Raw genomic sequence first — 23,013 nt, 5'->3', positions numbered from 1 at the left:
CTACTCTTGCTCAATTCACCACGCGCGCGTCGGCCGGCGGCAGGAACGCGTCATCGAAAATATCCGCCGCGGTCGGCCGCTTCTGGAATTTGAAATCCTCCGCGATCTGGTCGATCGACCGCTCGAACCTGACCGTATCGATGCCGCCGAGGCCGTGCTGCTTCACTTCCGCGGTGAGGATGTTGTCGCCGATGATGGCGCGCAGCCGCTCGGATTCCAGTTCGCGCGAGCCGGCGTCCATGCGGCTTACCACCTCGGTCACCGCGCGGCCCGGGTCCTTGATCGCAAGATGTGTTCCCGTGATCGCCGCCCGCACAAAGCCCTTCACGGCCTCGGGCTTGGCGGCTGCCAAATTCGGGTTGACGATCAGCGCGGCGCCATAGGCCTCGCAGCCGTAGTCTGCGAAGCGCAGCACCGCGAGATCGTCCGCCGGCACGCCGCGATCGCGCAGGTTGATCGCCGACAGATAGGAGAAGCCGGTGACCGCGTCGACCTGTCCGGCCGACAGCATCGGCTCGCGGACCGCGGCGCTGATGCTGCTCTGCTTCACGCTTGCCGGCTTGATGCCGTTCTGCCTGGCGACCGCAGGCCACAGCCGGATCGAGAGATCGCCCTCGGCGACGCCGAGATTCTTGCCCTCGATGTCGGAGAGGGCGCGAATGCCGCGGCTCCTGCGCGCGATGATGGCGTAGGGCGCGTGGTTGAACAGCACGAAGATCGCTTTGACCGGGGCCGCGCCCTGCCGGTCGCGCGCGCGGATCAGCGTGTTGATGTCGACCAGCGCGAAATCGCTCATCCCCGCGCCGACGCGCGCGATCGCGTCCTGCGATCCGCTGACGATGTTGGTGGTGACCGCAAGTCCCTCCGCACCGAACGATCCGCCGACGGCTGCCATCACGAAGGGCGACGCCGCCGCGTCGATCGGGCGGTCGAGCGTAAGCTGGATCGTGATCGGCTGCTTGGCGGCGCCTGCGCTCTGCGCGCGGCTTGCGCGAGGGCACAGGCTGGCGCCGAGGCCGATCGCAAGGCCCAGGAAGTCGCGGCGGGTGGAAGTTGAGGTTACGCGCATGATGACGTCAGGAGACGCGAGACAATCTGTCGCGCTGGGTATGTCTGTTTCGTGACGCCGAACGCGCGTTTTCGCCCGTTCAGCGGTGCCATTCTGCCGCTTCTAACCTGAATGCTTGATGACTGCCACGATTTCGCCAGGGATCGTTCAGCCTGCGTTTGGTTTGGGGAACTTAGGATCGCACCCGTGGTTGGCTGTGAGTGGCCCGACGGGCCGAGCTTCCACGGAGGACTACTCAGATGTTTGCGCGAAAAGGTGTGTTTTCATCGATCGGCCGCGGAGCCGCGCTGGCCACCGTCGCGGCGGTCGCGCTGACGGCGGTCGAGCCGTCGATGGCCTATGCGGGCTCGGCCCCGAAGGCCAAGGAGGTCACGGCGCAGACCGGCACCAGTGACGTCACCGATATCAGCGCGCGCCGGCGATACTATCGCGGTGGCGGTGGTGGCGCGGCTGCTGCGGCCGCCTTTGCCGGCATCGTTGGCGCGGGGCTTGCGATCGCCGCCGCCCAGAACCGCCGTGATTATTATGATTCCTACGGCTACTATGGTGGCGGCCCGGTCTATTACGGTGGTCCGGCCTACTATGGCGGCGGTCCGTATTATTACGGCGGCGGCTATGGCCGCGGCGTGCCGTATTATCGCGGTCACCCGATCGCGAGCTGGTAAACGTAATCTTGATCGCAACGACATCCACCGGCCGCCCGCGCGGCCGGTGGATTTTTTTGCGTGTCATGGTTGCCCGTTAACACGCTGGCCAGAGGTTTGAATTAGGCTTGAGAAATGAGTGATTCGGTCGAACGGCTCTATCAGGCGGTTCTCGCGGCCCGGCATCTCGATCCGGCGACGTCGCGCACCGCCCGGCTGTTTCAGCGCGGGCCGTCAAAGATGGCCAAGAAGCTGGCCGAGGAAGCGATCGAGGTCGTGATCGATGCCCTCAGCGGCAAGACCGACGCGGTGGTGCGCGAGAGCGCCGACCTTCTCTATAATCTGACTGTTTTGTGGGCAGCCGCCGGCGTCAAGCCGGAGGATGTCTGGAAAGAGATGGAACGGCGCGAACATCTGCTCGGAATCGCCGAAAAACTGCCGAAGACTGGCGCCAGACTGGCCAAGCCGTCGGCCGAGCCGGTCGTGCGGCGGCGAATTGTCGCGCTCGAAAGCAGCCTGCGGAAGCGGCGCTGACCCGCCAACAATCCTCTTTTGCCGGCATGGACAAATGCGCTCCATGATGGTTGATCGCGCCCATGCTGAAACGGATCTACGACTGGTGCATCGACGCCGCCGACAAGCCCTACGCGCTTTGGATTCTCGCGGCGGTCGCCTTCGCTGAAAGCTCATTCTTCCCGGTTCCGCCCGACATCATGCTGCTGCCGATGTCGCTGGCGCAGCCGAGGCGCGCGTGGTGGTTTGCCACCGTCTGCACGATCGCGTCGGTCGCCGGCGGCGTGCTCGGCTACGCCATCGGCGCGCTGCTCTATGACTCGGTCGGCCATTGGCTGATCACCATCTACGGCCTCGGCGACAAGGTCGACGCCTTCCGCGCCTCCTATGCCGAATGGGGCGCGGTGATCATCCTGCTCAAGGGCCTGACCCCGATCCCCTACAAGCTCGTCACCATCACCTCGGGCTTTGCCGGCTATAACATCTGGCTGTTCATCCTGTGCTCGATCGTCGCGCGCGGCGGCCGCTTCTTCATTGTCGCGGTCCTGCTCAACCGCTACGGCGATTTCATCCGCAAGGAATTGGAGAAGCGGCTGGGCTTCTACGTCGCGCTCGGCGCAATCGTGCTGGTGTTCGGCTTCTACATCGCCTTCAAGCTGGTTTGATCCTGCGCGACAAACCGGTGCTCTAACCCCTCATGGTTAGGAGGCGCGTAAGCGCCGTCTCCGGACGATGCGTCGCATCGCCTTCAGAACCATGAGGCCCCAATCGAGCCCGTGGCCCATCCCTCGGACGCCGCTTGCGCGGCTCCTCGGGATGAGGGCGATAGGTGTGGCGTAAAGCGCTTTGCCGTGTCGTCGTCCTCGGTTACGCTTCGGCATGCTTGATCGAGTCGAGCTTTCGTTTCGCATCGGACCGCCCGTCGCCAAGGCGGCTGTTGTCGTGTCGACACTGATGCTCGCCTCCGATCTCGCTTTTTCGCAGGCCGCGCCTCCAATCTCGCTCGGTGTCCAGTCACAGCCCCAGCCGAACCAAGCTCCGCCACCCGCGCGCGAGGAGAACCCCGGCCTCATCAACGAGATCGGCAAGCTGTTCGAAAAGTCCAGGTCGATCCTGCCGTCCTTGAAGAGCCCGGGCGAGACCGTCGACGACCTCAACAACAGCGCCAGGGATGCGGGCGAGAACCTGTCTGCCCTCACAAGACCGTCATTGATTGTCACCGGCCGCGCGGCCTGCCTGGTGGCAGCCAACGGCGCGCCAGACTGCAAGGCCGGTGCCGACAGGCTCTGCCAGAGCAAGGGTTACAAGGAAGGCAAGAGCCTGGACACCGATGCCGCCGAGAAATGCTCGCCGATCGTGTTCCTGCCCGGCCACAAACGCAAGCCGAACGACTGCCGGACGGAAAATTTCGTCACGCGGGCGATCTGCCAGTAGTGCGCTGTAGCGCTCGTAGCCCGGGTGGAGCGCCAGCGTAACCCGGGGCCGCTGGTAAACGCTGCCACAGATGCCCGGGTTGCGCGTTCCGCTTCACCCGGGCTACGGCAGTAGCGCCAAGACGCAATACTTGACACTGGAAAGATTGCCCTGCTGGTATGACGTCTGGCATCTTAAGCCCAGTCTCTCTTCCGAGCTAACCCGAAGGATTTTCACTGATGTCCATGCCTGCGTTATTCAAGGGCCGTCTGTCGATTCCAGTGATCGGTGCGCCGCTGTTCATCATCTCCGTGCCTGATCTCGTGATCGCGCAGTGCAAGGCCGGCGTAGTCGGATCGTTTCCGGCGCTGAACGCGCGGCCGCCGGAGTTGCTCGACGAATGGCTGGGGCGCATCAAGGAAGAACTCGCGGCCTATGACAGGGCGCATCCGGAACGGCCCTCGGCGCCGTTCGCGGTCAATCAGATCGTGCACAAGTCGAACAACCGGCTCGATCATGACCTCGCGCTTTGCGAGAAGCACAAGGTGCCGATGATCATCTCCTCACTCGGCGCGCGCGAGGAGCTCAATCAGGCCGTGCACAATTGGGGCGGCATCGTCTTCCACGACGTGATCAATCAGAAGTTCGCGCGCAAGGCGATCGAGAAGGGCGCCGACGGCCTGATCCTGGTGGCGGCCGGCGCGGGCGGTCATGCCGGCACGCTGTCGCCGTTCCCCTTCGTTACGGAGACGCGGCAGTGGTTCGACGGCCCGATCGCGCTGTCGGGCGCGATGGGCAACGGCAAGGCGATCCGCGCCGCGCGCGTCCTCGGCGCCGACTTCGCCTATATCGGCTCGGCCTTTATCGCGACCAAGGAGGCGAATGCGGTGGAAGGCTACAAGAGCATGATCACCGGCTCGGCCGCCGAAGACATCGTCTATTCCAACCTGTTCACCGGCGTGCACGGCAATTACCTGAAGCCGTCGATCGTCGCCGCCGGCATGGACCCGGACAATCTGCCGACCTCCGATCCCTCCAAGATGAGCTTCGGCACCGACGCCTCCGGCGAGCGGGCGAAGCCGAAAGCCTGGAAGGAGATCTGGGGCTCGGGCCAGGGCGTCGGCAGCGTCGAAAAGATCGTGCCCGCCGCCGAACTGATCGCGCGCTTCAAGAAGGAATACGAGGAAGCCGTCGATCCGGCGTTGTGAATAACTCGCATCGTGTCTCGTCATGCCCGGGCTCGTCCCGGGCATCCACGTTCTTGGCGCGTTGCGGAAACGCGTGGATGGCCGGGTCAAGCCCGGCCATGACGGAGCAAGCGCAAGTGGACGCTCCGCACACCCTTGATGCAGCCATCACGCCTGTGCGACAAATACCGCCATGAGCGCCGCCGCCGTCAACGTCGTCAACCATCCGCTGGTACAGCACAAGCTCACGCTGATGCGCGAGCGTGACCGGTCGATCAAGAGTTTCCGGGAACTCGTGAACGAGGTCGGCATGCTGCTCTGCTACGAGGTGACGCGCGACCTGCCGCTCGAACTGGTCGACATCGAGACGCCGCTGATGCCGATGCGGGCGCCGATGATCGCAGGCAAGAAACTGACCTTCGCGCCGATCCTGCGCGCCGGCGTCGGCTTCCTGGACGGCATGCTCGCGCTGGTGCCGTCGGCGCGCGTGTCGCATATCGGGCTCTATCGCGATCCCGAGACGCTGGAAGCGGTGGAATATTTCTTCAAGGCCCCGCACGATCTGGCCGACCGCACCGCGATCCTGATGGACCCGATGCTGGCGACCGGCAATTCCGCCGTCGCCGGTGCGCACCTCCTGAAAAAGCGTGGCGCGCGCGACATCCGCTTCGTCTGCCTGCTGGCCGCTCCCGAGGGAATTGCTCATTTCCAGAAGGAGCATCCCGATGTGCCGCTTTGGACCGCGGCCATCGATGAGCGGTTGAACGACCACGGCTACATCCTGCCGGGCCTCGGCGATGCCGGCGATCGCATGTTCGGCACCAAATAGGCCCAGTTATCATGGACCCCATCTTCCGCGTTGACGGCAACAAGGTCGTCACCAGCCCGGATGCCGCCGGCCCGTGGCATCCGCAGATGCAGCACGGTTCCGCGCCCGCGGCGCTGGTGGTGTGGGCCGCCGAGTCCCTGCCCACGCCGGTGCCGATGCAGATCGCGCGCGTCACCATCGACCTGATGCGGCCGGTGCCGGTCGCGCCGCTCGCCATCGAGACCGAGATCTTGCGCGAGGGCCGCAAGATCCAGCTCTGCGGCGTGCGGCTGCTGGCCGAAGGTGTGCCTGTGGTCGCGGCCTCCGTGCTGCGGATCAAGTCGCAGGCACAGGCATTGCCGCCGGATGTCGTCGATCTGCCGCTCGGACTTCCCGGCCCCGATCAATCGACGTTCGAGCCTGCCGATAACGCCGGCAGCCCGTTCACCAAATGTATCTCGATGCGCGCCGCCCGCGGCCGCTTCGGCATGGTTGGTCCTGCCGCGATCTGGTTTCGCGTCGAGCGGCCGCTGATCGCGGGATCGCCGGTGTCGCAGGCCATGCGCGCGGTGGTCGCCGCCGATTTCAGTAACGGCACTTCGTCCGCGCTCGATTTCCGGGAGTGGACCTTCATCAATGCCGACCTCACCGTGAGCCTTTCGCGACAACCGGTCGGCGAGTGGATCCTGCTCGACGGCGAAAGCTGGATCGGCCCCGACGGGACGGGGCTTGCGATGTCGCGTCTCGCCGACGAGCGCGGCTATTTCGGCCGCGCCGTGCAAAGCCTCGTAATCGAGAAGCGGTAGAGCAACGCGGCGAAAAATCGCTGCCTCACCTTGGAACGCTTCGCGGCCGGGCGAGTTTGGCACTCGTCGAGGGCCATCATGAAGCGCGTTGATTTAGCCGCCGGCGGACTGACGCTCGCTGCCAGGCAAGCGTCAGCCGTCGACACTTCCTATCCTATTGCAGCCAAGTCCTTTTCAAGCCGGAGCGTGTTGTGAGGCCCGGTCCTTCCTCGGAGCGTGCGGTGGTCCTTGCCTCGAGCGAGCGTGAAGCGGTCGAGACTGCCTGCCTGATCCGCGACGCCGGCTACTACGCCAACATCTGCGGTGATCTCGCTGTGCTGAGGCGCGAGATCGCAAGCGGCGCCGGCCTTGCCGTCATTGCCGACGACGCGATCAAGGGGGCGGATTTGACCGACCTGACGCGATGGCTCAACGATCAGCCGGCATGGTCAGATTTCCCGATCGTGCTTCTGACCCAGGGCGGCAGCCTGGAGCGTGATCCGGGCGCGGTACGGCTCGGCAAGATCCTGGGCAATGTCACCTTCATCGAGCGCCCGTTTCATCCCACCACGCTTGCGAGCATCGTCGGCTCCGCGGTGCGTGGCCGGCGCCGCCAGTACCAGACCCGCGCCATTCTCGAAGATCTCACCGAGAGCGAGAGCCTGCTGCAGACCGCGCTGAATGCCGGCCAGCTCGGCGCGCTGGAATTGCATTTGCCGGAATTCGAGCTCGAGGCCTCGGACATCTGCAAGGCCTATTTCGGGCGTCGCGCGAGCGAGCACTTCACCTATCCGGAGCTCCTCGACGCCGTACATCCCGACGACCGCGAGCGGCGACTTGGCGTCCTCGAGCAAAGCATCCGCACCGGCAAGCACTACGCGATCGAATACCGCGTGATCTGGCCGGACGGCTCGCAGCATTGGCTCGACGTGCGCGCCCGCGCCGTGCGGCGGCCCGACGGCAGTCTCAGGTCGCTGGTCGGCGTCTGCTCCGACATTACCTTGCGCAAGACCGCCGAGATCGAGCGCGAAAACCTGCTGGCGCAGCTCGCAGCCGAGCGCATTGCGCTTTCGGAATTGACGGCGACGCTGGAGCAGCGCGTCGAACAGCGTACCGCCGACCTCCTGAAAGAAGTCGCCGCGCGCGAAAAGGCGCAGGAGCAGCTCCGCCATGCGCAGAAGATGGAGATCGTCGGCCAGCTCACCGGTGGCATCGCCCATGACTTCAACAATCTGCTGATGGCGGTGATGGGCAATCTCGAACTCTTGCGCAAGCGTCTGCCGGGCGACCAGCGCCTGCATCGTCTCATCGACGGCGCAATGCAGGGGGCCGAGCGCGGCGCCTCGCTGACACAGCGGCTGCTCGCCTTTGCCCGGCAGCAAGATCTGCGCGTGGTGCCGGTCGATCTGCGCGTCTTGATCCAGGGCATGAGCAATCTGCTCGAACGCTCGCTGGGGCCGCGGATCGCATTGCATCTTGATTTGCCCGAAGCCCTGCCGCCGGCGCGGATCGACGCCAACCAGCTCGAGCTTGCGATCCTCAATCTCGCGATCAACGCGCGCGATGCGATGCCCGATGGCGGCGCGATCGACATCAAGGTGTCGGAAGATCAGGCCGTGAAGGATCCGGCGCTCAAGCCGGGCAGGTATATCAGGCTGTCGGTGATCGATACCGGCACCGGGATGTCGCCGGAGATCCTGAAGCGCGCGATCGAGCCGTTCTTCTCGTCAAAGCCGCTCGGCAAGGGCACCGGGCTCGGACTGTCGATGGTGCATGGGCTCGCCGTGCAGCTCGGCGGCACGCTGCAGCTTTCCAGCATCGAAGGCCAGGGCACCACCGCAACGCTGATGCTGCCGGTTGCGACCGTACTGGCGGAAGCAGCGAGCCCGCAGCTGCCGTCGCGAAAGCTGGAGCGCTCCGCGGTGATCCTGTTCGTCGACGACGATCCCTTGATCGCGATGTCGACCACGGAGATGCTGGAGGACCTCGGTCATCACGTGATTGGCGCCACCTCGGGCCTGCATGCGCTCGATATCCTCCGCAGCGAGCAGCCGCTCGATCTGATGATGACCGATCACGTGATGCCTGGGATGACCGGGCTCGAGCTTGCCGCCGCCACCCGCAAGGTGCGTCCGTCGCTGCCGATCCTGCTCGCCACCGGCTATGCCGAATTGCCCGACGGCGTGCAGGTCGACCTGCCGCGGCTGGCGAAGCCATATCATCAGGACCAGTTGCGCGATCGGCTGGACCAATTGCTGCGGTGAACGTCGCCCCAGCTCTCTCCACGTCATTGTGAGGAGCGAAGCGACGAAGCAATCCACGCCTCCGCAAGTGGCGCGATGGATTGCTTCGCTCCGCTCGCAATGACGTCGGAGCATTTCGGCGCCGCCCGACTACCCTACCATCCGCTCGCGGCCGGCCCAGAAGCTTGCCTTCAGCACCTTCTTGTCGACCTTGCCGACGCCGGTCATCGGCAATGCTTCAACGAAACGGATCTGCTTCGGCGCGTGCGCCGGACCTTTCTTCGCTTTCACCAGGTTGATCAGCTCATCGGCATCCGGCCGCGCGCCGCCGCGGGCGACGATGACAGCGGTGACCGCTTCGCCCCATTTGTCGTCGGGCACGCCGACGACCGCGACCATCGCGACATCGGCATGCTGCGACAGCACGTCCTCGACCTCGCGCGGGAAGATGTTGAAGCCGCCGGAGACGATCATGTCCTTCTTGCGATCCAAGATGTACATGTAGCCGCGCTCGTCGGCGCGGGCGATGTCGCCGGTATGCAGCCAGCCGTTCTTCAGTGTCTCCGCTGTCGTGTCGGGCCGCTTCCAGTATTCCGCCATCACATGCGGCGCGCGCACGCAGATCTCGCCAGCTTCGCCGGCTCTGACCTCCTCGTCATTGTCATCAAGGATCTTCACGTCGCAGACCGCGATCGGGAAGCCGCAGGACAGGAGGAGCTCGGGCGTCTTCGGATCGTGGTCGGCCTTGCGCAGCACCGACACCGGATAGCATTCGGTCTGGCCGTAGAGCTGCGAGAACACCGGCCCGATCCGCTCGATGCCTTCGACCAGCCGGCTCGGCGACATCGCCGAGGCGCCATAAAGCAACAGTTCAAGCGAGGAGAGATCGGTCTTATCAAGCGCGGGATGATCGAGCAGCACATAGATCATGGTCGGCACGAACAGCGTGAAGTTGATCTTCTCCCGCTCGATCGTCTTGAACACGGCCTCGGGATCGAAACCTTTGAGCATGTGCACGGTGCCTCCGCGCATCAGCGTCGGCAGCACCTTGGTGCCGGCAACGTGGCTGATCGGCGCCACCGTGAGATAGCGCGGCGTGTCGGGGATCTCGAAATCGGCGAGGATCGCGCCGGCGAAGCCGCCATATTCGCGGTGATAACGCAGCGCGCCCTTGGATTTGCCTGTGGTGCCACCGGTATAGTTCAGCGTCGCGATGTCGTCCGGTCCGGCCAGGCAACGCGCGGTAGCGTGCCCCGCCTGCTCGATCGCCTGCAACAGGTCGATGCCGTAATCGGCCGGGCCGAGGGTAAACAAGGTTTTGATATTCGTGGCCTTCGTTGCGAGGTCGCCGCCGCGGTCGCGGAAGGTCGCGGCATCGATGATCAGCATCTGCGCGTCCGAATCCTCGATCTGGAAGAGCTGGTCGTCCAGTGATCCCAAGGGATGCAGCCAGGTGATCGCAAGTCGCGCGAGCTGCGCGGCGACGCCGGCACACCAGGCGTCGGCGCGGTTGGCGCTCAGCAGCGCGACGCGGGTGCCGGGCGCGAAGCCGAGCCGCATGAACACGTTCTGGATCCGCCCGATCAGGTCGGTCGCGCCCTGGTAGGTGATCGATCCATCAGGCCAGCTAAAGGCCGTGCGCGAGGGATAGCGTGCCAGCGCCCGCAGCGTCTGTTCGCATACCGGTGGAAACGCATGGAGCGGATGGCTCATCTGAAAGATTCCTCCCTGCCGATTTTGTGTCTGGCATTTCTTCGTGCCAATGTTGACGATGACGCTAGCACAACAAGGAAGCGGCTCAAGCCGGGAGAGGGAAGGAACGCCTTGCCGTCGGACAACTTTCGCTCGCGCGTTCGCGAACGCCTCGCGCTGCCGCTGATTGCGGCGCCGATGTTTCTGGTCTCCGGCGTCGAGCTGGTGGTCGCCGCCTGCCGCAATGGCGTGATCGGTTCGTTCCCCACGGTGAATTGCCGCGAGACGGAACAGCTCGATCAATGGCTCGCCGAGATCGAAGATCGATTGCAGCGTCATTCCGACGCGAGCGGGAAGACGGCCGCGCCGATCTGTCCGAACCTGATCGTGCATCGCTCCAACGCGCGGCTGCCGCAGGATCTTGAGGTGCTGCTGCGTCACAAGCCGGAGATGGTCATCACCTCGGTCGGCTCGCCCACGCCTGTACTGGCACCGCTGCATGATACAGGCGCGCTGGTGTTCGCCGACGTCGCATCGATCCGCCATGCCGAGCGCGCGGTCGAGGCCGGCGCCGACGGATTGGTGCTGCTCACCGCGGGCGCGGGCGGGCAGACCGGCTGGCTCAATCCGTTCGTGTTCGTGCGCGCGGTCCGTGCCTTTTTCGATGGTCCGATCGTGCTCGCCGGCGGCATCTCAGATGGCCACGCCCTCCGCGCCGCCGAAGCGCTCGGCTGCGACCTCGCTTATATGGGCACAAAATTCATCGCCACGCGCGAGAGCATGGCGGACGAGCGCTACAAGCAGATGCTGGTCGCAAGCGGCGCTGACGACATCCTGCTCACCACCGCCTTCACCGGCTTGCAGACCAACATGCTGCGGTCCTCGATCGAAGCCGCCGGCCTCGACCCGGACAACCTGCCGCAGCGCGGGGCCATCGACATCGGCAAGGATATCGACATCGGCGCCCGCGAAAGCCGCCCCAAGCGCTGGCGCGACATTTGGAGCGCCGGCCATTCGGTCTCCGGCGTGACTGACGTGCTCGCGGTGGATGAACTGGTGGCGCGGACGGTTGAGGAATATCGTGCAGCGGCGCGCCGTATCGAGCTCTCCTAGCTGGTACCCATCCTGCCGTCTGGCTCGCAACCCTGTGTTCACTATTTAACCCGGCCTTAACCACGTTCGCCCCAACAATAGCCGCGCAGGACAGCCCGCCGCCACGGCCGGGCTGGCGCAGGACCAAAGGGGATGCGACGTGCTTCTTGAGGCCTCTCTCACCAAAACCCCCGCGACCCTTGATGAGCTTCGGACCCGTGTCCGCCACGCCTTGCAGCGCCATCCGCTCTGTCGAAACGTCGAATTCGACGTCGTCAGGATGCCCCGCACCCGCCGGACCAACTGGACCATCAGCCTGCATTCGGTATCAGGGTCCGCGCTGTTCGAGGCCCATGACATCGTCGCCGACATCCAGGAAGCCTATGAACTGGCCGTCGCGGCCTGATTTTCGCTTTCTTGGATACGATTTTTTCGGCCTTTTCCCGCCTTGGCGGTTCCGAGGGCATGCTAACGCCGCAATTGGCGTTCAATTTCAAAGGGTAATCCGGCCGGGATGGAGACGTCGTTGACCAGGGCCATGACCATCATCGCGCTGACCTGCTTCCTCGTGGTCGGCGCCGCCGCCACCAGCATTTTGAGCCGTGACAGCGTGCCGATGCCGCGCAGTGTCGCGGAAGACGCCGCGCCCGTTCATCCCGTCTCCAACAAGGAGAGCAAGAAGGACCGCCTCGCGGTGGTGGCCTACGCGCTCGCCGCCTATGAGCCGCAGCCGCAGACCCCGGCGCAGGCGCAGCTTCAGGCGCAGGCCCAGGCCGCCATCCCGGACCTGACGGCCTCCCTGCGCCAGGCCTATGCCTCGGCCGAGCCGGCCGATGTCGGCCTGCCGAAACTGACCGAGCCGCCTGCGAACCAGCCCGCAGCCGCCCAGCCGACCATGCCGGCGCCCGCGAAGCCGAAGGCTGCCGCCAAGCCCGCGCCGCAGAAGAACTACGCGCTGCTCAGCGACGCGCAGATCGCCGGCATCAAGGATCGGCTGAAGCTGACCTCGTCGCAGGAATATTACTGGCCGGCGGTCGAGACCGCGCTCCGCGCCGTCGCCCGCAAGATCCACCAGAAGCGCCAGGCTGATCCGAATGCGAACGGCGTGCCGATCGATCCGGACTCCGATGAAGTGCAGCAATTGAAATCGGCGGCAATGCCGCTCCTGTTCCAGCTCCGCGAAGACCAGAAGAACGAAGTCCGCTCGCTCGCCCGCGTCATCGGCCTGGAAAAAGTCGCCGCGATGATCTGAGCGCGCCGCTCCGCCCTCGCGTCTTTTGAAATCTCCTTCATCCGCGACGTTGCGCTTGGTCGCACAGGTTTTTGTCGCGGAGGTTCCGCAGGAACATCGCTTCCGCTCGCACGTTGCTCGCGGCGTAGGAGAGGGAGCCCGTCATGCGCACAATGACCGCATTTTTTGCGGGGGTGGGAACTGTGGTCATCGCGATCGCCGTTGGCCTCGGTGGCGGCATGGTGATCGCAAACATCGTAAGCCCGCATCAGCCAAAAGCGGGCGCCGAGCTGACAAAGCTCGAGCGGCGCGCGGCGGAGCCTGTCGCGGCATCGAATGCACCGGCTGAGCCGGTACCCTATCTTGCAGCGACCCGGGCCGCCGCGACCCATCCGGTCGTCGTCGATCCCGCGCCGCAAGCGCCGCCGCAGCAGGCCGAGCCGGCGCAGCAAACCAACACCACTCCAACCAACGCGGCGTCGAGCGAGCCGGAGCGCGGTCCCAATGCATTTGCGCAGCCTGCAGCCAACGCACAGCCGTCGGCGCAAACCGCCGCGCGCACTTCGTCGGCTTCTTCCGGCGACGCGCTGGCAAGAGCACGCGACGCCGAATCCAAGCGTGACGCCCGCCGTGTCGAGCAGCGGCGCAAGGCGGAGCGCCGACAGCAATGGGCTGAGCGTCGCCGCGTCCGCGAGCCGCGCGATGACGAACTGCGCGACGTCGAGCGCAGCGTCAGGGAAGATACCGAGCGGTCACGCGTCTTGGAGGCCGAACCGGTAAGCGTCGGGACGCCGAGGATCAGGCTGTTCGGCGACGAGGACTAGAGCGTTTTCGAGCGAAGTGGACACCGGTACGCGTGAAGAAAACGCGTCAAAACAAGAATCTAGAGCTTCGGTTCTGATCCATCAGATCCGAAAATGCTATAGTCTGGCAGTCGAGCGATCTGCGATTAATGCAGCAAGTCGTACGCCGCGACGCGATTGATGTCGGCCAGGCGCCGATCGGCATTTGCCTCAAGGTCGAGGCTTCCAACCAGCTCAAGCAGACGCTGATAGGCATGGTCCGCGATATCAACGGGCAGAGGCTCTTCATCGAAGGTTTCGATATAGCCACCAACGAGATCGCTCAGCAGCCGGCACAAGGCCTGCTGCCCGGGCTCGTCCTTCACCAAGGCGTCTAGTTTTTGCTGGAAGTTTCGGAAGGTTCGCAAGCCATGGTGTTGTTGCGAGAGCCATGCATGCAAGTCGTTCATATCAGCCTCTTCATGCTACGGAAGAAGCTACCGGCTTATACACGCGGCCGGCTCCTGGCGCCACCGCAATTTTTTTGCGCTGCGGCCCTTGAAGAAGACGGAACAGGCAACTTCAATTTTCGTTGCGCCAGCCTCCCAACAGGAAAACTCTGCGCGGTCTGCGATTTGCTCCCGCCTGCGCCTGGACGTCGGTGAGATCGACGCTGCTTCGCTTCATCAGGACCTTGGCGACGATTCCGATCACGACGAAGGGCGCGACGTAGATCGCGAACACCTCGAGTGCGCGCATGGCACCGCTCCACATGATTGCGGACCCGACCATTATAGCACAGGGCGTTTTTTCATGTCGGCAAAGCAAGCTGCGCTGCGCTGACGCATGGATTGCCGGAACGGTGCAGTGCGGAAGACTGCGCGGCAGAGCCGCCGCCATCCCGGCTTAATGCCGGTTCGGGCGAGCTTCCGCCCACCTCGCCGATATCGAAATTGCGCAGGCGTGCTAATATCTCCAGTTCTTCGCGCCCAAGTATTCTTTACGCCCAAGTATTTTCGGTAACGTCTCTTGGGTGACGTCTGCATGCAAAGAGGAGAATTCAACTTAACGAAATAACAGGGAGGACAGATCATGGCTCGCATAAGTCGGCGTAAGCTTCTGAAGCTTTCCGGCGGTGGTGCAGTGGCGGCGAGGGCTGGGGGACTGGCGTCAATCCTTGCCCTGAAGCAGGCACCAGCCTTCGCACAGGCAACGACGATTCACTGGCTGCGCTGGAACGATTTCGTTCCTGCCTCGGACGAGGTGCTCCGCAAGGTGATCGTTCCCGAATGCGCCAAGGCGCTCGGCATCAAGCTCAACATCGAGATGATCAACGGCAACGATATCCAGGCACGCACCACCTCCGCGATTCAGTCCGGCACCGGTCCCGACGTGATCTGCGCGCTGAACAACTGGGCGCAGCTCTATCCCGAGAGCGTCGTCGACGTCAGCGATGTGGCGGAGGAGATCGGCCAGGCGCAGGGCGGTTTCTACGAGGAATCACGCGTCGTCGCCAATGACGGCAAGAAATGGATCGCGGTCCCCTGGTGCGTGCTCGGCGCGCAACTGGCGTACCGCAAGTCCTGGTTCGCGGAGATCGGGTACGAGGCGCCGAAGTTCCCGCAAACCTGGGAGGAATATCGCGAGGCTGGCAAGAAGCTGAAGGCGAAGGGCCGGCCGCTGGGGCAGACGGTCGGCCACAGCTTCGGCGACCCGCCGACCTATGCCTATCCGTATCTTTGGTCATGGGGCGGCAAGGAGGTCGAAGCGGACGGCAAGACGGTGACGCTGAACTCCAAGGCGACGGTCGATGCCGTCAACTTCGCGGTCGGCTTCTGGAACGACGCCTATGACGAGGGTGGGCTCGCCTGGGACGACACCAGCAACAACCGCGCCTTCCTCGCAGGCACGATCAGCTCCACGTTGAACGGCGCCTCGATCTATCTCGAGGCCAAGCGCAAGCCCCAGGTCTATCTGACTGAAACCGGCACCCCGCTCTGGCAGGACATCCTGCACTCGCCGCTGCCCAAGGGCGCCGCCGGCCAGTTCGGCTATCACCTGCCGATGTCCAACATGCTGATGAAGTATGTGAAGGACCCAAAGCCCGGCAAGGAGTTCCTGCGCTGGATCACCTCCAAGCCGGTCTATCAGGCGTGGTTCGACTCGCAGCAGGGCTATTCCGTCGGGGCCACCACGGTTTGGGAGCAGGACAAGCTCTGGGACAACGACCCTGTGATGCTGCCATTCCGCACCGCGGCGCGAGCTGGACGTTTCCCCGGCTACGCCGGACCAGCCGATCGTCGCGCAGCCGAAGTGCTCAGCAAGTACATCATCGTCGACATGACGGCAAAGGCGATACAGGGCATGCCGGCGCAAGACGCGGTGAAATGGGCGCACGACGAGGTCGCAAGGATTTATGCCGCTTGAAGCCGCTTCCTCGGCGCGCTAGGTTTTGATCTCGCCTCGGTGCTGCGGCCCGCGGCCGCAGCGCTCCGGCATCCGCTCGGAGAATCGCGCGATGGCCGTCGACTATGTCGCCGCCGCCAAACCCTATGTGGCCGCGCCGCGCCGCGGGCCGGTTACGCGAGTTCTTGAGAACGAGCGCTGGTTCGCGTTCTTTCTGCTGCTGCCGACCGCGGTATTGCTCGGCCTCTTTATCGCCTATCCCTTCGTCAAGGGCGTGCTGCTGGCGGTGACCGACGCCAAGGTCGGCGTGCCCGGAAATTTCGTCGGACTGCAGAATTTTGCGGTGCTGATGAACGACAGCATCTTCCGCATCGCGGTCTGGAACACCATCCTCTACACGGCGGTGACGACCGTCTTCAAGCTGGCGCTCGGCTTGTGGCTTGCTCTGCTGCTCAACCGCCACTTTCGGGCAAAGGCCCTGACCCGGGCCTTCATCCTGTTGCCCTTCATCATCCCGACCGTGCTCTCGACCTTCGCGTGGAAGTGGATGTTCGATCCGACTTTCAGCGTCATCAACTGGACGCTCTTTCACCTCGGCATCATCCGCACCCGCATCAATTGGCTCGGCGACCCCCAACTTGCCCTGATCTCGGTGATGATCGTCAATGTCTGGCGCGGCGTGCCGTTTTACGCAATCAGCCTGCTCGCCGGATTGCAGACCATCAGTCCGGAGCTCGCCGAGGCGGCCGCGATTGACGGAGCGCGGCCCTGGCAGCGCTTCCGCTACATCACCTGGCCCTTGCTGCTGCCCGTCACCATGGTTGTGGTGCTGTTCTCGGTAATCCAGACATTCGCCGATTTCCAGCTCGTCTACATCCTGACCGGCGGCGGACCGGCCAACGCCACGCAGCTCTTCGCCACCTACGCCTATCAGATCGGCGTCGGCACGGGTCTGTTGGGCGAGGGCGCGGCGATATCGCTCGCCATGTTCCCGGTGTTGCTCGTCGTCGTCGTCGTGCAGCTCCTCTACATCCGACGCGTGGAGACACTCTGATGATAGAGGGCGCGCGCTGGCGTCGTTGGGTCTTCTTCAATCTCCCGCTCGCGCTGTTCGTGATCGGGCTGCTGTTCCCGTTCTATTGGATGATGGTGACGACGGTGCGGCCGGACGCCGAGCTCTATCGTCCCTGGATGGCGCCGAACTACACGCCGTTCTGGACGCTCAATCCGACCCTTGACCATATCCGGTATCTCCTCAACGAGACGCTCTTCAACAGGTGGATGCTGAACACCTTCTTCATCTCGGTGCTTGCCACATTGATCTCGCTGTTCTGCGGGCTCCTCGCCGGCTACGCGCTCTCCCGGCTCAAATTTCCGTTCGCCGGCAGCCTCGGCACTGGAATCTTCGTCACCTATCTGGTGCCGCAGACGCTGCTGTTCATTCCGCTCGCCGATATCATCCGCAACTTCCGCCTCGGCGATACGCCATGGGCGCTCGTTCTCACATACCCCACCTTCCTCATCCCGTTCTGCACCTGGCTGCTGATGGGCTACTTCAAGGCGATCCCGCGCGAGCTCGAGGAATGTGCGCGCATCGACGGCGCGACCCGCTGGCAGGCGATGGTCTACATCGTCTTTCCGGTCGCTGTGCCCGGCATCCTCTCGGCCGGTATCTTCGCCTTCACGCTGTCGTGGAACGAGTTCATCTATGCCCTCGTCTTCCTGTCCTCGCCGGAGCAGAAGACGGTCTCCGTCGGCATCACCTCGGAGCTGGTCCGCGGCGACGTATTCTACTGGGGCTCGCTGATGGCCGGCGCCCTGCTCGGTTCGGTGCCGGTGGCGCTGATCTATTCCTTCTTCGTCGAGTACTACGTCGCCGGCATCACCGGGTCCGTCAAAGGGTGAGGCAAAGGGTGAGCCATGTCTCGGGTCATCATACGGAGCTTGAACAAGAGGTTTGACGGAGTCCATGCCGTCAAGGATGTCAATCTTGATATCCACGACAAGGAATTCGTGGTGCTCGTCGGTCCCTCGGGCTGCGGCAAAACCACGACGCTCCGCATGGTGGCCGGGCTCGAATCGATCACTTCGGGCGAGATCATGATCGGTGACCGCATTGTCAACGAGCTGCCGCCGATGGACCGCGACATCGCCATGGTGTTCCAGAACTACGCCCTTTATCCGCACATGAGCGTCTACGACAACATGGCGTTCGGCCTGAAGATGCGCGGGTTCGATCGCACCGAGATATCTAACCGAGTGAAGGCCGCAGCCGAAATCCTCGGCATAGAGGAACAGTTGCAACGCAAGCCGCGGCAGCTCTCCGGCGGCCAGCGGCAGCGCGTCGCCTTGGGCCGCGCCATCGTTCGGCATCCGCAGGTGTTCCTGTTCGACGAGCCGCTGTCGAACCTCGACGCCAAGCTGCGCATCCAGATGCGGGTGGAGATCAAAAAGATCCACGTCCGCCTCGGCACCACCGCGATCTACGTCACCCACGACCAGGTCGAAGCGATGACGCTCGGCGATCGCGTGGTCGTCATGAAGGATGGTCTCGTTCAGCAGGTGGGCGAACCGCTGGAACTCTACAACGAGCCCGCCAACCGTTTCGTCGCAGGCTTCATCGGCTCGCCAGCCATGAACTTCGCGACGGTGGAAATGGCTGATACCGAGGGTGCCCTCTGGGCCCGCCATGAAGGCATCCGCATCAAGCTGCCGGCCGCCATCGCAGGCCGGCTCCGGCCGCATGTCGGAGAGAATGTCACGCTCGGCATCCGGCCGGAGGATCTGCGCGTCGCATCCGGCAGCGAGGAGGCGGATCTCAGCTTCGATGCCGTGGTCGAGGTCATCGAGAAGCTCGGCTCCCAGATTCTCCTCGACGTCAGGGTCGGTCCCAACACGATGGTGGCCGCAGTCGAACCGACCGTCAAAGCGAAAGTCCACGACCGTCTTCGCCTCGCACTGAATCCTGACCGGCTGTACTTCTTCGACCGCGTGTCGCAGGCGGCAATCTGATGTTGTGTGCCACCTCGTACACTGCTGGGTTGTAAGGACTATTCGCCGGATCGCCTTTGACAGGCTGGTGGTGAAACATGAAGGACGTACTCGTTTTCCTGTCTCCGTCGCGCAGAGATGACCTCTCGCGCGGCGCGCATTATGCGATCGCCCTGGCTCGCATGTATGGGGCGCATCTATCTGCATTGATTGCAGATGTGGAGACCGACCTCCGCGACTCGCTGCCTGAACCGGACATTCGGCAAGTCGGGAGTCCTGCCGCCAGGTCAGCAACGTCAAGTGAACGGGTGGCACGAACGGCGGAGCTTGTTCAGTCCGCTGCGACGGCTGCAAACGTATCGTGTGACATTCTGCAGGCCGAAAACCAGTCCGTCTCGCTTCGCGAACGAATGATCCATTGCACCCAGGTGCACGACGTCCTGGTGATCGATGTGCGCGGATCACTTGATGCGCCGCGCAAAGAACTGGTCGAGGCCGCCCTGTTTGCGAGCGGTCGTCCAATTGTCTTCGTGCCACCAAACACCCCTGTGCTCGCAAAAGACCGGATTGTCGTTGCATGGGACGGAACACGCTCGGCAGTTCGTGCAGTGCACGACGCCTTGCCCCTTCTCGCTCAGGCGCGTGAGGTGCTCGTCGTATCGGTCATGGACGACAAGCTGTTTCCGACACCTCATTCCGGACACGCACTCTGCCGCTATCTGGCGCGGTGGCAGGTTGATGCCAAATTCAGCACGATCCGTCGTGAGACTCTGAACGTCGGCGCGACCCTTCTGGCCTATGCGCAGCAAGCAGGCGCGGATCTGCTGGTGATGGGCGCGTTCGCACATGGATTCGAGCGCGAGCTGATGCTCGGCAGCGCAACGCGAGATATCTTCAACGGGAGGATCGAAATTCCCGTACTGTTGTCGCACTAGTTTCTTCTGACGCGCACGACGAGATAGAGAGGCCGCATCAAGATCCGCGAGTCCCGATGCGCGATGCCGCATGGCAATGGACGTTCATGACGCGCAACAACAGTCGTCGGCCGTCGAGTAGATCCAGTGCGTACGTGCACCTCAGCTTGCGACAGGCACTATTCCGGCACGATGCTTGTCCGCACTGGCCTCACCCTGTTTGAGCGGAAGGTTCGCAGGGTGAGCCTTAGCGAGGCCGGCGCGCAGCTCTATCCTGTGCTGCGGGAACGGTTCGAAGCGTTCGAGGCCGTGCTTGAACGACTCTCGCAGTCAAAGAGGCCCGCGCAAGTGACGATTTCGGCGACCAACGCCTTCACGGTGAAATGGCTCGTCCTGAAAGTTGCCGGTTTCCGAAAGCTGCATCCCGGCGTCGACCTGCAACTCCATGCGTCGGACGAGGCCGTCGACTTCGTAGCCAGCTCCGTCGACATCGCAATCCGCTACGGCACAGGGCCGTATCCAGGCCTCATTTCAGAGCCGATGTTTGCGGACGAGTTCGCACCGCTCGTTAATCCGAATCTCGGCGTGCGCGATCTCGCGGACTTGAACCGTCGTCCCCTGATCCACTTTGAATGGACAAGAAAGCACCCGTTCAATCCGACCTGAGAGAACTGGTTTGCAAAGGCCGGGTTGTCGTGCCCCTCGAACCTCGGACAGCTCCGATTTTCGGACGAAGGTTATGCCATCCAGGCGGCTGTCGCGGGCCAGGGGATCGCGCTGCTCAGTCTGGCCCTCGTGGCCGACGAACTCGCCGCCGGCCACCTCGTACAGCCGTTCGGCCCTAAGGTGGACGGGTTCACTTATCATCTGGTGACAAGTGAAGATCGCGCGAAGAACCCACGCGTGCAAGCCGCGGCTGAATGGCTCCGGTTGGAAGTGATGTCCCTAAAGCCCTGAACCGGCAGCAACAGTCTTCGCTATATCCCGCGATGGAGGAGGCATCTCGATGTCTCCGTGACGCCGATGTAGTCGCAGCGATAGCCGGCTCGGGCGCAAGCCCCAAGAGTAAGCCCCGCGTTCTGCGGGCTTTTTTCCTCTTCGATCGAAGTAGGGCGGGTGGCGGTGGCACTTAACGTCAGCATCTGATCCAAAAGCGGAACTGAGTTTCGCTCGCTCGCCCATCTCTTGATCCAGCACATCATGTGGGCGAGGTGGCTATCACGGTTGCTGCTTCGCCGCTCCAAGCTTTGGCCAAAGCATTCCAGCGGGCTTGCGATAGTTCATATACTCCCCGGCGAGGGGCGACGGCCCAACGCTGCCCATTCAACTCCTGGCGAGAATGTTGGATCGTGACAAACGTAATCATTTAGGGTGTTGCGAAGCGCGCGATCGCGGCGTCTGCTCATGCGGAGGAGCGTGCGCCCGAGGCAGGGCCGCGCGTACCGGAATGATATGATGATCAACATACAATGGATGGCTCTGCTCCTGGCTATGGTGGTGGGCGGGGCGCATGCGGCAACACCGTTGGCGCTCGAGGCGCAGAACGGGATGGTTGTGAGTTCGCAACACCTCGCCTCTGAGGCAGGCCTGGAGATTCTGAAGGCTGGCGGCAACGCCATCGATGCGGCTGTCGCCGTAGGCTACGCCGAAGCGGTCGTAAATCCGTGTTGCGGCAATCTTGGTGGCGGCGGGTTCATGGTGATGCATTTGGCCGATGGTCGCGACCGGTTCATCAACTTTCGCGAAACTGCGCCGGCAGCGGCGAGCGAAAAGATGTATCTCGACGTCGGCGGCAATCCGATTCCGGGCGCCAGCCGATTTGGCTACAAGGCGGTTGCTCTCCCGGGAACGGTCAAGGGACTGGATGCGGCCCTGACCGAATATGGGACGATGTCGCGCGCCGAGGTGATGGCGCCCGCGATCCGGCTTGCCCGCGATGGGTTCGCGCTAACCCGCGGTGACACCGACATCATGGATTATGCGGCAAGTCGGTTTCATAACGATCCGTCGGTCGCAAGCATCTTTCTGCGCCGCGACGGAAGCAACCTCCAGCCGGGCGACAGGTTGGTGCAGACGGATCTGGCGGTGACGCTCGAAGCGATCGCCAAGGACGGGCCGGACGCCTTCTACGCCGGCCGAATCCCGGCTGCGGTCGAGGCTGCGTCGAAGGCCGGCGGCGGAATCGTTAAAGCCGATGATTTTGCTCATTACAAGATCACCGAGACGGAGCCGCTGTACTGCACCTATCGCGGCTACGTCTTCGTCTCCGCGCCGCCGCCGAGCTCAGGCGGCACGACGCTGTGCGAGATCCTGAATGTCCTCGAGGGCTATGACATGGCGGCGCTTGGCTTCCACTCGGCCGCCTCGATCCACGTCATGGCCGAGGCCATGCGTCATGCCTATCTCGACCGCAATACGTATTTGGGCGATCCCGATTTCGTTAGAAATCCTGTTGATCGGCTACTGTCCAAGGACTACGCAGCAGCCATCCGAGCCAAGATTCTGCCCGACAAGGCGACGCCTTCGGAGGCGGCGCGGCCCGGACTCGAGCCGCATGAACAAGGCGATACCACGCACTACTCGGTCATCGATCACGCCGGCAACGCTGTTTCTGTCACCTACACGCTCAACGGTCTGTTCGGCGCAGCGGTGATGGCGCCGGGGACTGGTTTCGTCCTGAATGACGAGATGGATGACTTCACCATCAAGCGCGGCGTGCCGAACATGTACGGGCTGGTGCAGGACCAGGCGAATCTCATCGCGCCGAACAAGCGCCCGCTGTCATCGATGACCCCGACGCTGATCACCCGGAACGGCAAAGTCTTTGCTGTGCTCGGCAGCCCGGGCGGCCCGCGCATCATCACCATTACACTTGAGGCCGCGCTCAACATGATCGATCACGGCATGGAGCCGCGGCAGGCAGTCGATGCGCCGCGGATCCATCTTCAAGGCCTGCCTGACGAACTCGACTACGAGCCGTATGCGATCTCACCCGACACCGCAAAGCTGCTTCGTGAGATGGGCTACAAACTGGTCGAACAGACACCGTGGGGAGCGGCTGAGCTCATCGCGATCGGTCCTCCCGATGGCGGCGCTGCAGGTCCGCGCTCGTCCGGCAATGATGCCGCTCGGAGCGGCAGGATGCGGCCCGGCTATTTCTACGGCGCCCACGATGATCGGCGACCGGCCGGGAGCGCCGCGGGAGAATAGAGCGTATACCTTCGCAAAGCTGCAGCTGAGTTC

Annotated in this window: 22 protein-coding genes and 1 pseudogene; 19 read left to right on the top strand and 4 right to left on the bottom strand. The window is 63.6% G+C overall.

The window, feature by feature from the left end; genetic code table 11:
* Positions 1 to 10: 10 nt before the first annotated feature.
* Positions 11 to 1,069 carry an ABC transporter substrate-binding protein gene (locus tag AC5ZG1_RS23580; protein ID WP_456643605.1) on the bottom strand — a complete coding sequence of 353 codons (1,059 nt, stop codon included), beginning with the start codon at positions 1,067 to 1,069 and terminating at the stop codon, positions 11 to 13.
* Positions 1,070 to 1,308: 239 nt separating this feature from the next.
* Here AC5ZG1_RS23580 and AC5ZG1_RS23575 point away from each other — a divergent pair, with 239 nt between their 5' ends.
* The 8 genes from AC5ZG1_RS23575 to AC5ZG1_RS23540 all read left to right on the top strand — a co-directional run bounded on the left by AC5ZG1_RS23575 (position 1,309) and on the right by AC5ZG1_RS23540 (position 8,683).
* On the top strand, positions 1,309 to 1,734 hold the full coding sequence (locus AC5ZG1_RS23575) for a hypothetical protein (RefSeq protein ID WP_028168678.1): 426 nt from the start codon (positions 1,309 to 1,311) through the stop codon (positions 1,732 to 1,734).
* Between the two features lie 114 nt (positions 1,735 to 1,848).
* Positions 1,849 to 2,247, top strand: a complete 399-nt coding sequence (gene hisE / locus AC5ZG1_RS23570; RefSeq protein WP_028168679.1) for a phosphoribosyl-ATP diphosphatase — start codon at positions 1,849 to 1,851, stop codon at positions 2,245 to 2,247.
* 62 nt (positions 2,248 to 2,309) lie between these two features.
* Complete coding sequence (locus tag AC5ZG1_RS23565) at positions 2,310 to 2,891, top strand: YqaA family protein (protein ID WP_130229835.1); 582 nt, start codon at positions 2,310 to 2,312, stop codon at positions 2,889 to 2,891.
* Between the two features lie 214 nt (positions 2,892 to 3,105).
* Positions 3,106 to 3,660: a hypothetical protein gene (locus AC5ZG1_RS23560; RefSeq protein WP_456643604.1), complete on the top strand. Its 555-nt coding sequence runs from the start codon at positions 3,106 to 3,108 to the stop codon at positions 3,658 to 3,660.
* A 218-nt stretch (positions 3,661 to 3,878) separates the two neighbouring features.
* Entirely contained in the window at positions 3,879 to 4,847 is a 969-nt protein-coding gene (locus AC5ZG1_RS23555) for an NAD(P)H-dependent flavin oxidoreductase (RefSeq protein WP_496134205.1), read from the top strand.
* 172 nt (positions 4,848 to 5,019) lie between these two features.
* Positions 5,020 to 5,655, top strand: a complete 636-nt coding sequence (upp, locus tag AC5ZG1_RS23550) for a uracil phosphoribosyltransferase (protein WP_130229832.1) — start codon at positions 5,020 to 5,022, stop codon at positions 5,653 to 5,655.
* 11 nt (positions 5,656 to 5,666) lie between these two features.
* Complete coding sequence (locus AC5ZG1_RS23545) at positions 5,667 to 6,440, top strand: thioesterase family protein (protein WP_496134204.1); 774 nt, start codon at positions 5,667 to 5,669, stop codon at positions 6,438 to 6,440.
* 221 nt (positions 6,441 to 6,661) lie between these two features.
* Entirely contained in the window at positions 6,662 to 8,683 is a 2,022-nt protein-coding gene (locus tag AC5ZG1_RS23540) for an ATP-binding protein (RefSeq protein WP_456643600.1), read from the top strand.
* Positions 8,684 to 8,812: 129 nt separating this feature from the next.
* On the opposite strand, the gene AC5ZG1_RS23535 is transcribed toward AC5ZG1_RS23540, so the two are convergent.
* A complete protein-coding gene (locus AC5ZG1_RS23535) occupies positions 8,813 to 10,375 on the bottom strand; it encodes an AMP-binding protein (RefSeq protein ID WP_496134203.1) in 1,563 nt (520 codons plus the stop codon).
* A gap of 111 nt (positions 10,376 to 10,486) precedes the next feature.
* Here AC5ZG1_RS23535 and AC5ZG1_RS23530 point away from each other — a divergent pair, with 111 nt between their 5' ends.
* The 4 genes from AC5ZG1_RS23530 to AC5ZG1_RS23515 all read left to right on the top strand — a co-directional run bounded on the left by AC5ZG1_RS23530 (position 10,487) and on the right by AC5ZG1_RS23515 (position 13,501).
* Positions 10,487 to 11,467 carry an NAD(P)H-dependent flavin oxidoreductase gene (locus AC5ZG1_RS23530; protein ID WP_463327360.1) on the top strand — a complete coding sequence of 327 codons (981 nt, stop codon included), beginning with the start codon at positions 10,487 to 10,489 and terminating at the stop codon, positions 11,465 to 11,467.
* A gap of 139 nt (positions 11,468 to 11,606) precedes the next feature.
* A complete protein-coding gene (locus AC5ZG1_RS23525) occupies positions 11,607 to 11,852 on the top strand; it encodes a hypothetical protein (protein ID WP_028168688.1) in 246 nt (81 codons plus the stop codon).
* 120 nt (positions 11,853 to 11,972) lie between these two features.
* Complete coding sequence (locus tag AC5ZG1_RS23520; protein ID WP_496134202.1) at positions 11,973 to 12,698, top strand: hypothetical protein; 726 nt, start codon at positions 11,973 to 11,975, stop codon at positions 12,696 to 12,698.
* A gap of 143 nt (positions 12,699 to 12,841) precedes the next feature.
* Complete coding sequence (locus AC5ZG1_RS23515; protein WP_130230219.1) at positions 12,842 to 13,501, top strand: hypothetical protein; 660 nt, start codon at positions 12,842 to 12,844, stop codon at positions 13,499 to 13,501.
* Positions 13,502 to 13,626: 125 nt separating this feature from the next.
* Here the strand turns inward: AC5ZG1_RS23515 and AC5ZG1_RS23510 are convergent, their stop codons facing one another.
* Both AC5ZG1_RS23510 and AC5ZG1_RS23505 read right to left on the bottom strand, forming a co-directional pair.
* A complete protein-coding gene (locus AC5ZG1_RS23510; protein WP_028168691.1) occupies positions 13,627 to 13,929 on the bottom strand; it encodes a hypothetical protein in 303 nt (100 codons plus the stop codon).
* 112 nt (positions 13,930 to 14,041) lie between these two features.
* A complete protein-coding gene (locus AC5ZG1_RS23505; protein ID WP_165435585.1) occupies positions 14,042 to 14,218 on the bottom strand; it encodes a hypothetical protein in 177 nt (58 codons plus the stop codon).
* Between the two features lie 333 nt (positions 14,219 to 14,551).
* On the opposite strand from AC5ZG1_RS23505, the gene AC5ZG1_RS23500 reads away from it, so the two are divergent.
* The 7 genes and pseudogenes from AC5ZG1_RS23500 to ggt all read left to right on the top strand — a co-directional run bounded on the left by AC5ZG1_RS23500 (position 14,552) and on the right by ggt (position 22,980).
* On the top strand, positions 14,552 to 15,886 hold the full coding sequence (locus tag AC5ZG1_RS23500; RefSeq protein ID WP_456643595.1) for an ABC transporter substrate-binding protein: 1,335 nt from the start codon (positions 14,552 to 14,554) through the stop codon (positions 15,884 to 15,886).
* 91 nt (positions 15,887 to 15,977) lie between these two features.
* Positions 15,978 to 16,919, top strand: coding sequence for a carbohydrate ABC transporter permease (locus AC5ZG1_RS23495; protein WP_028168693.1), 942 nt, complete (start codon positions 15,978 to 15,980; stop codon positions 16,917 to 16,919).
* Positions 16,919 to 17,770 carry a carbohydrate ABC transporter permease gene (locus AC5ZG1_RS23490; protein ID WP_456643594.1) on the top strand — a complete coding sequence of 284 codons (852 nt, stop codon included), beginning with the start codon at positions 16,919 to 16,921 and terminating at the stop codon, positions 17,768 to 17,770. The genes AC5ZG1_RS23495 and AC5ZG1_RS23490 overlap by 1 nt, the downstream gene beginning before the upstream one ends.
* A 15-nt stretch (positions 17,771 to 17,785) precedes the next feature.
* Positions 17,786 to 18,877, top strand: a complete 1,092-nt coding sequence (locus tag AC5ZG1_RS23485) for an ABC transporter ATP-binding protein (RefSeq protein WP_028168695.1) — start codon at positions 17,786 to 17,788, stop codon at positions 18,875 to 18,877.
* A 77-nt stretch (positions 18,878 to 18,954) separates the two neighbouring features.
* Complete coding sequence (locus AC5ZG1_RS23480; protein ID WP_496134201.1) at positions 18,955 to 19,791, top strand: universal stress protein; 837 nt, start codon at positions 18,955 to 18,957, stop codon at positions 19,789 to 19,791.
* A 171-nt stretch (positions 19,792 to 19,962) separates the two neighbouring features.
* Positions 19,963 to 20,727: pseudogene (locus tag AC5ZG1_RS23475) on the top strand (LysR substrate-binding domain-containing protein).
* A 498-nt stretch (positions 20,728 to 21,225) separates the two neighbouring features.
* A complete protein-coding gene (ggt, locus tag AC5ZG1_RS23470; protein WP_496134200.1) occupies positions 21,226 to 22,980 on the top strand; it encodes a gamma-glutamyltransferase in 1,755 nt (584 codons plus the stop codon).
* The last annotated feature ends 33 nt before the right edge of the window (positions 22,981 to 23,013 follow it).

This window comes from Bradyrhizobium sp. Leo78 (assembly GCF_059512425.1).
The sequence above is the reverse complement of the archived record's forward strand: the minus strand, read 5'-3'. Positions and strand labels throughout refer to the sequence as shown.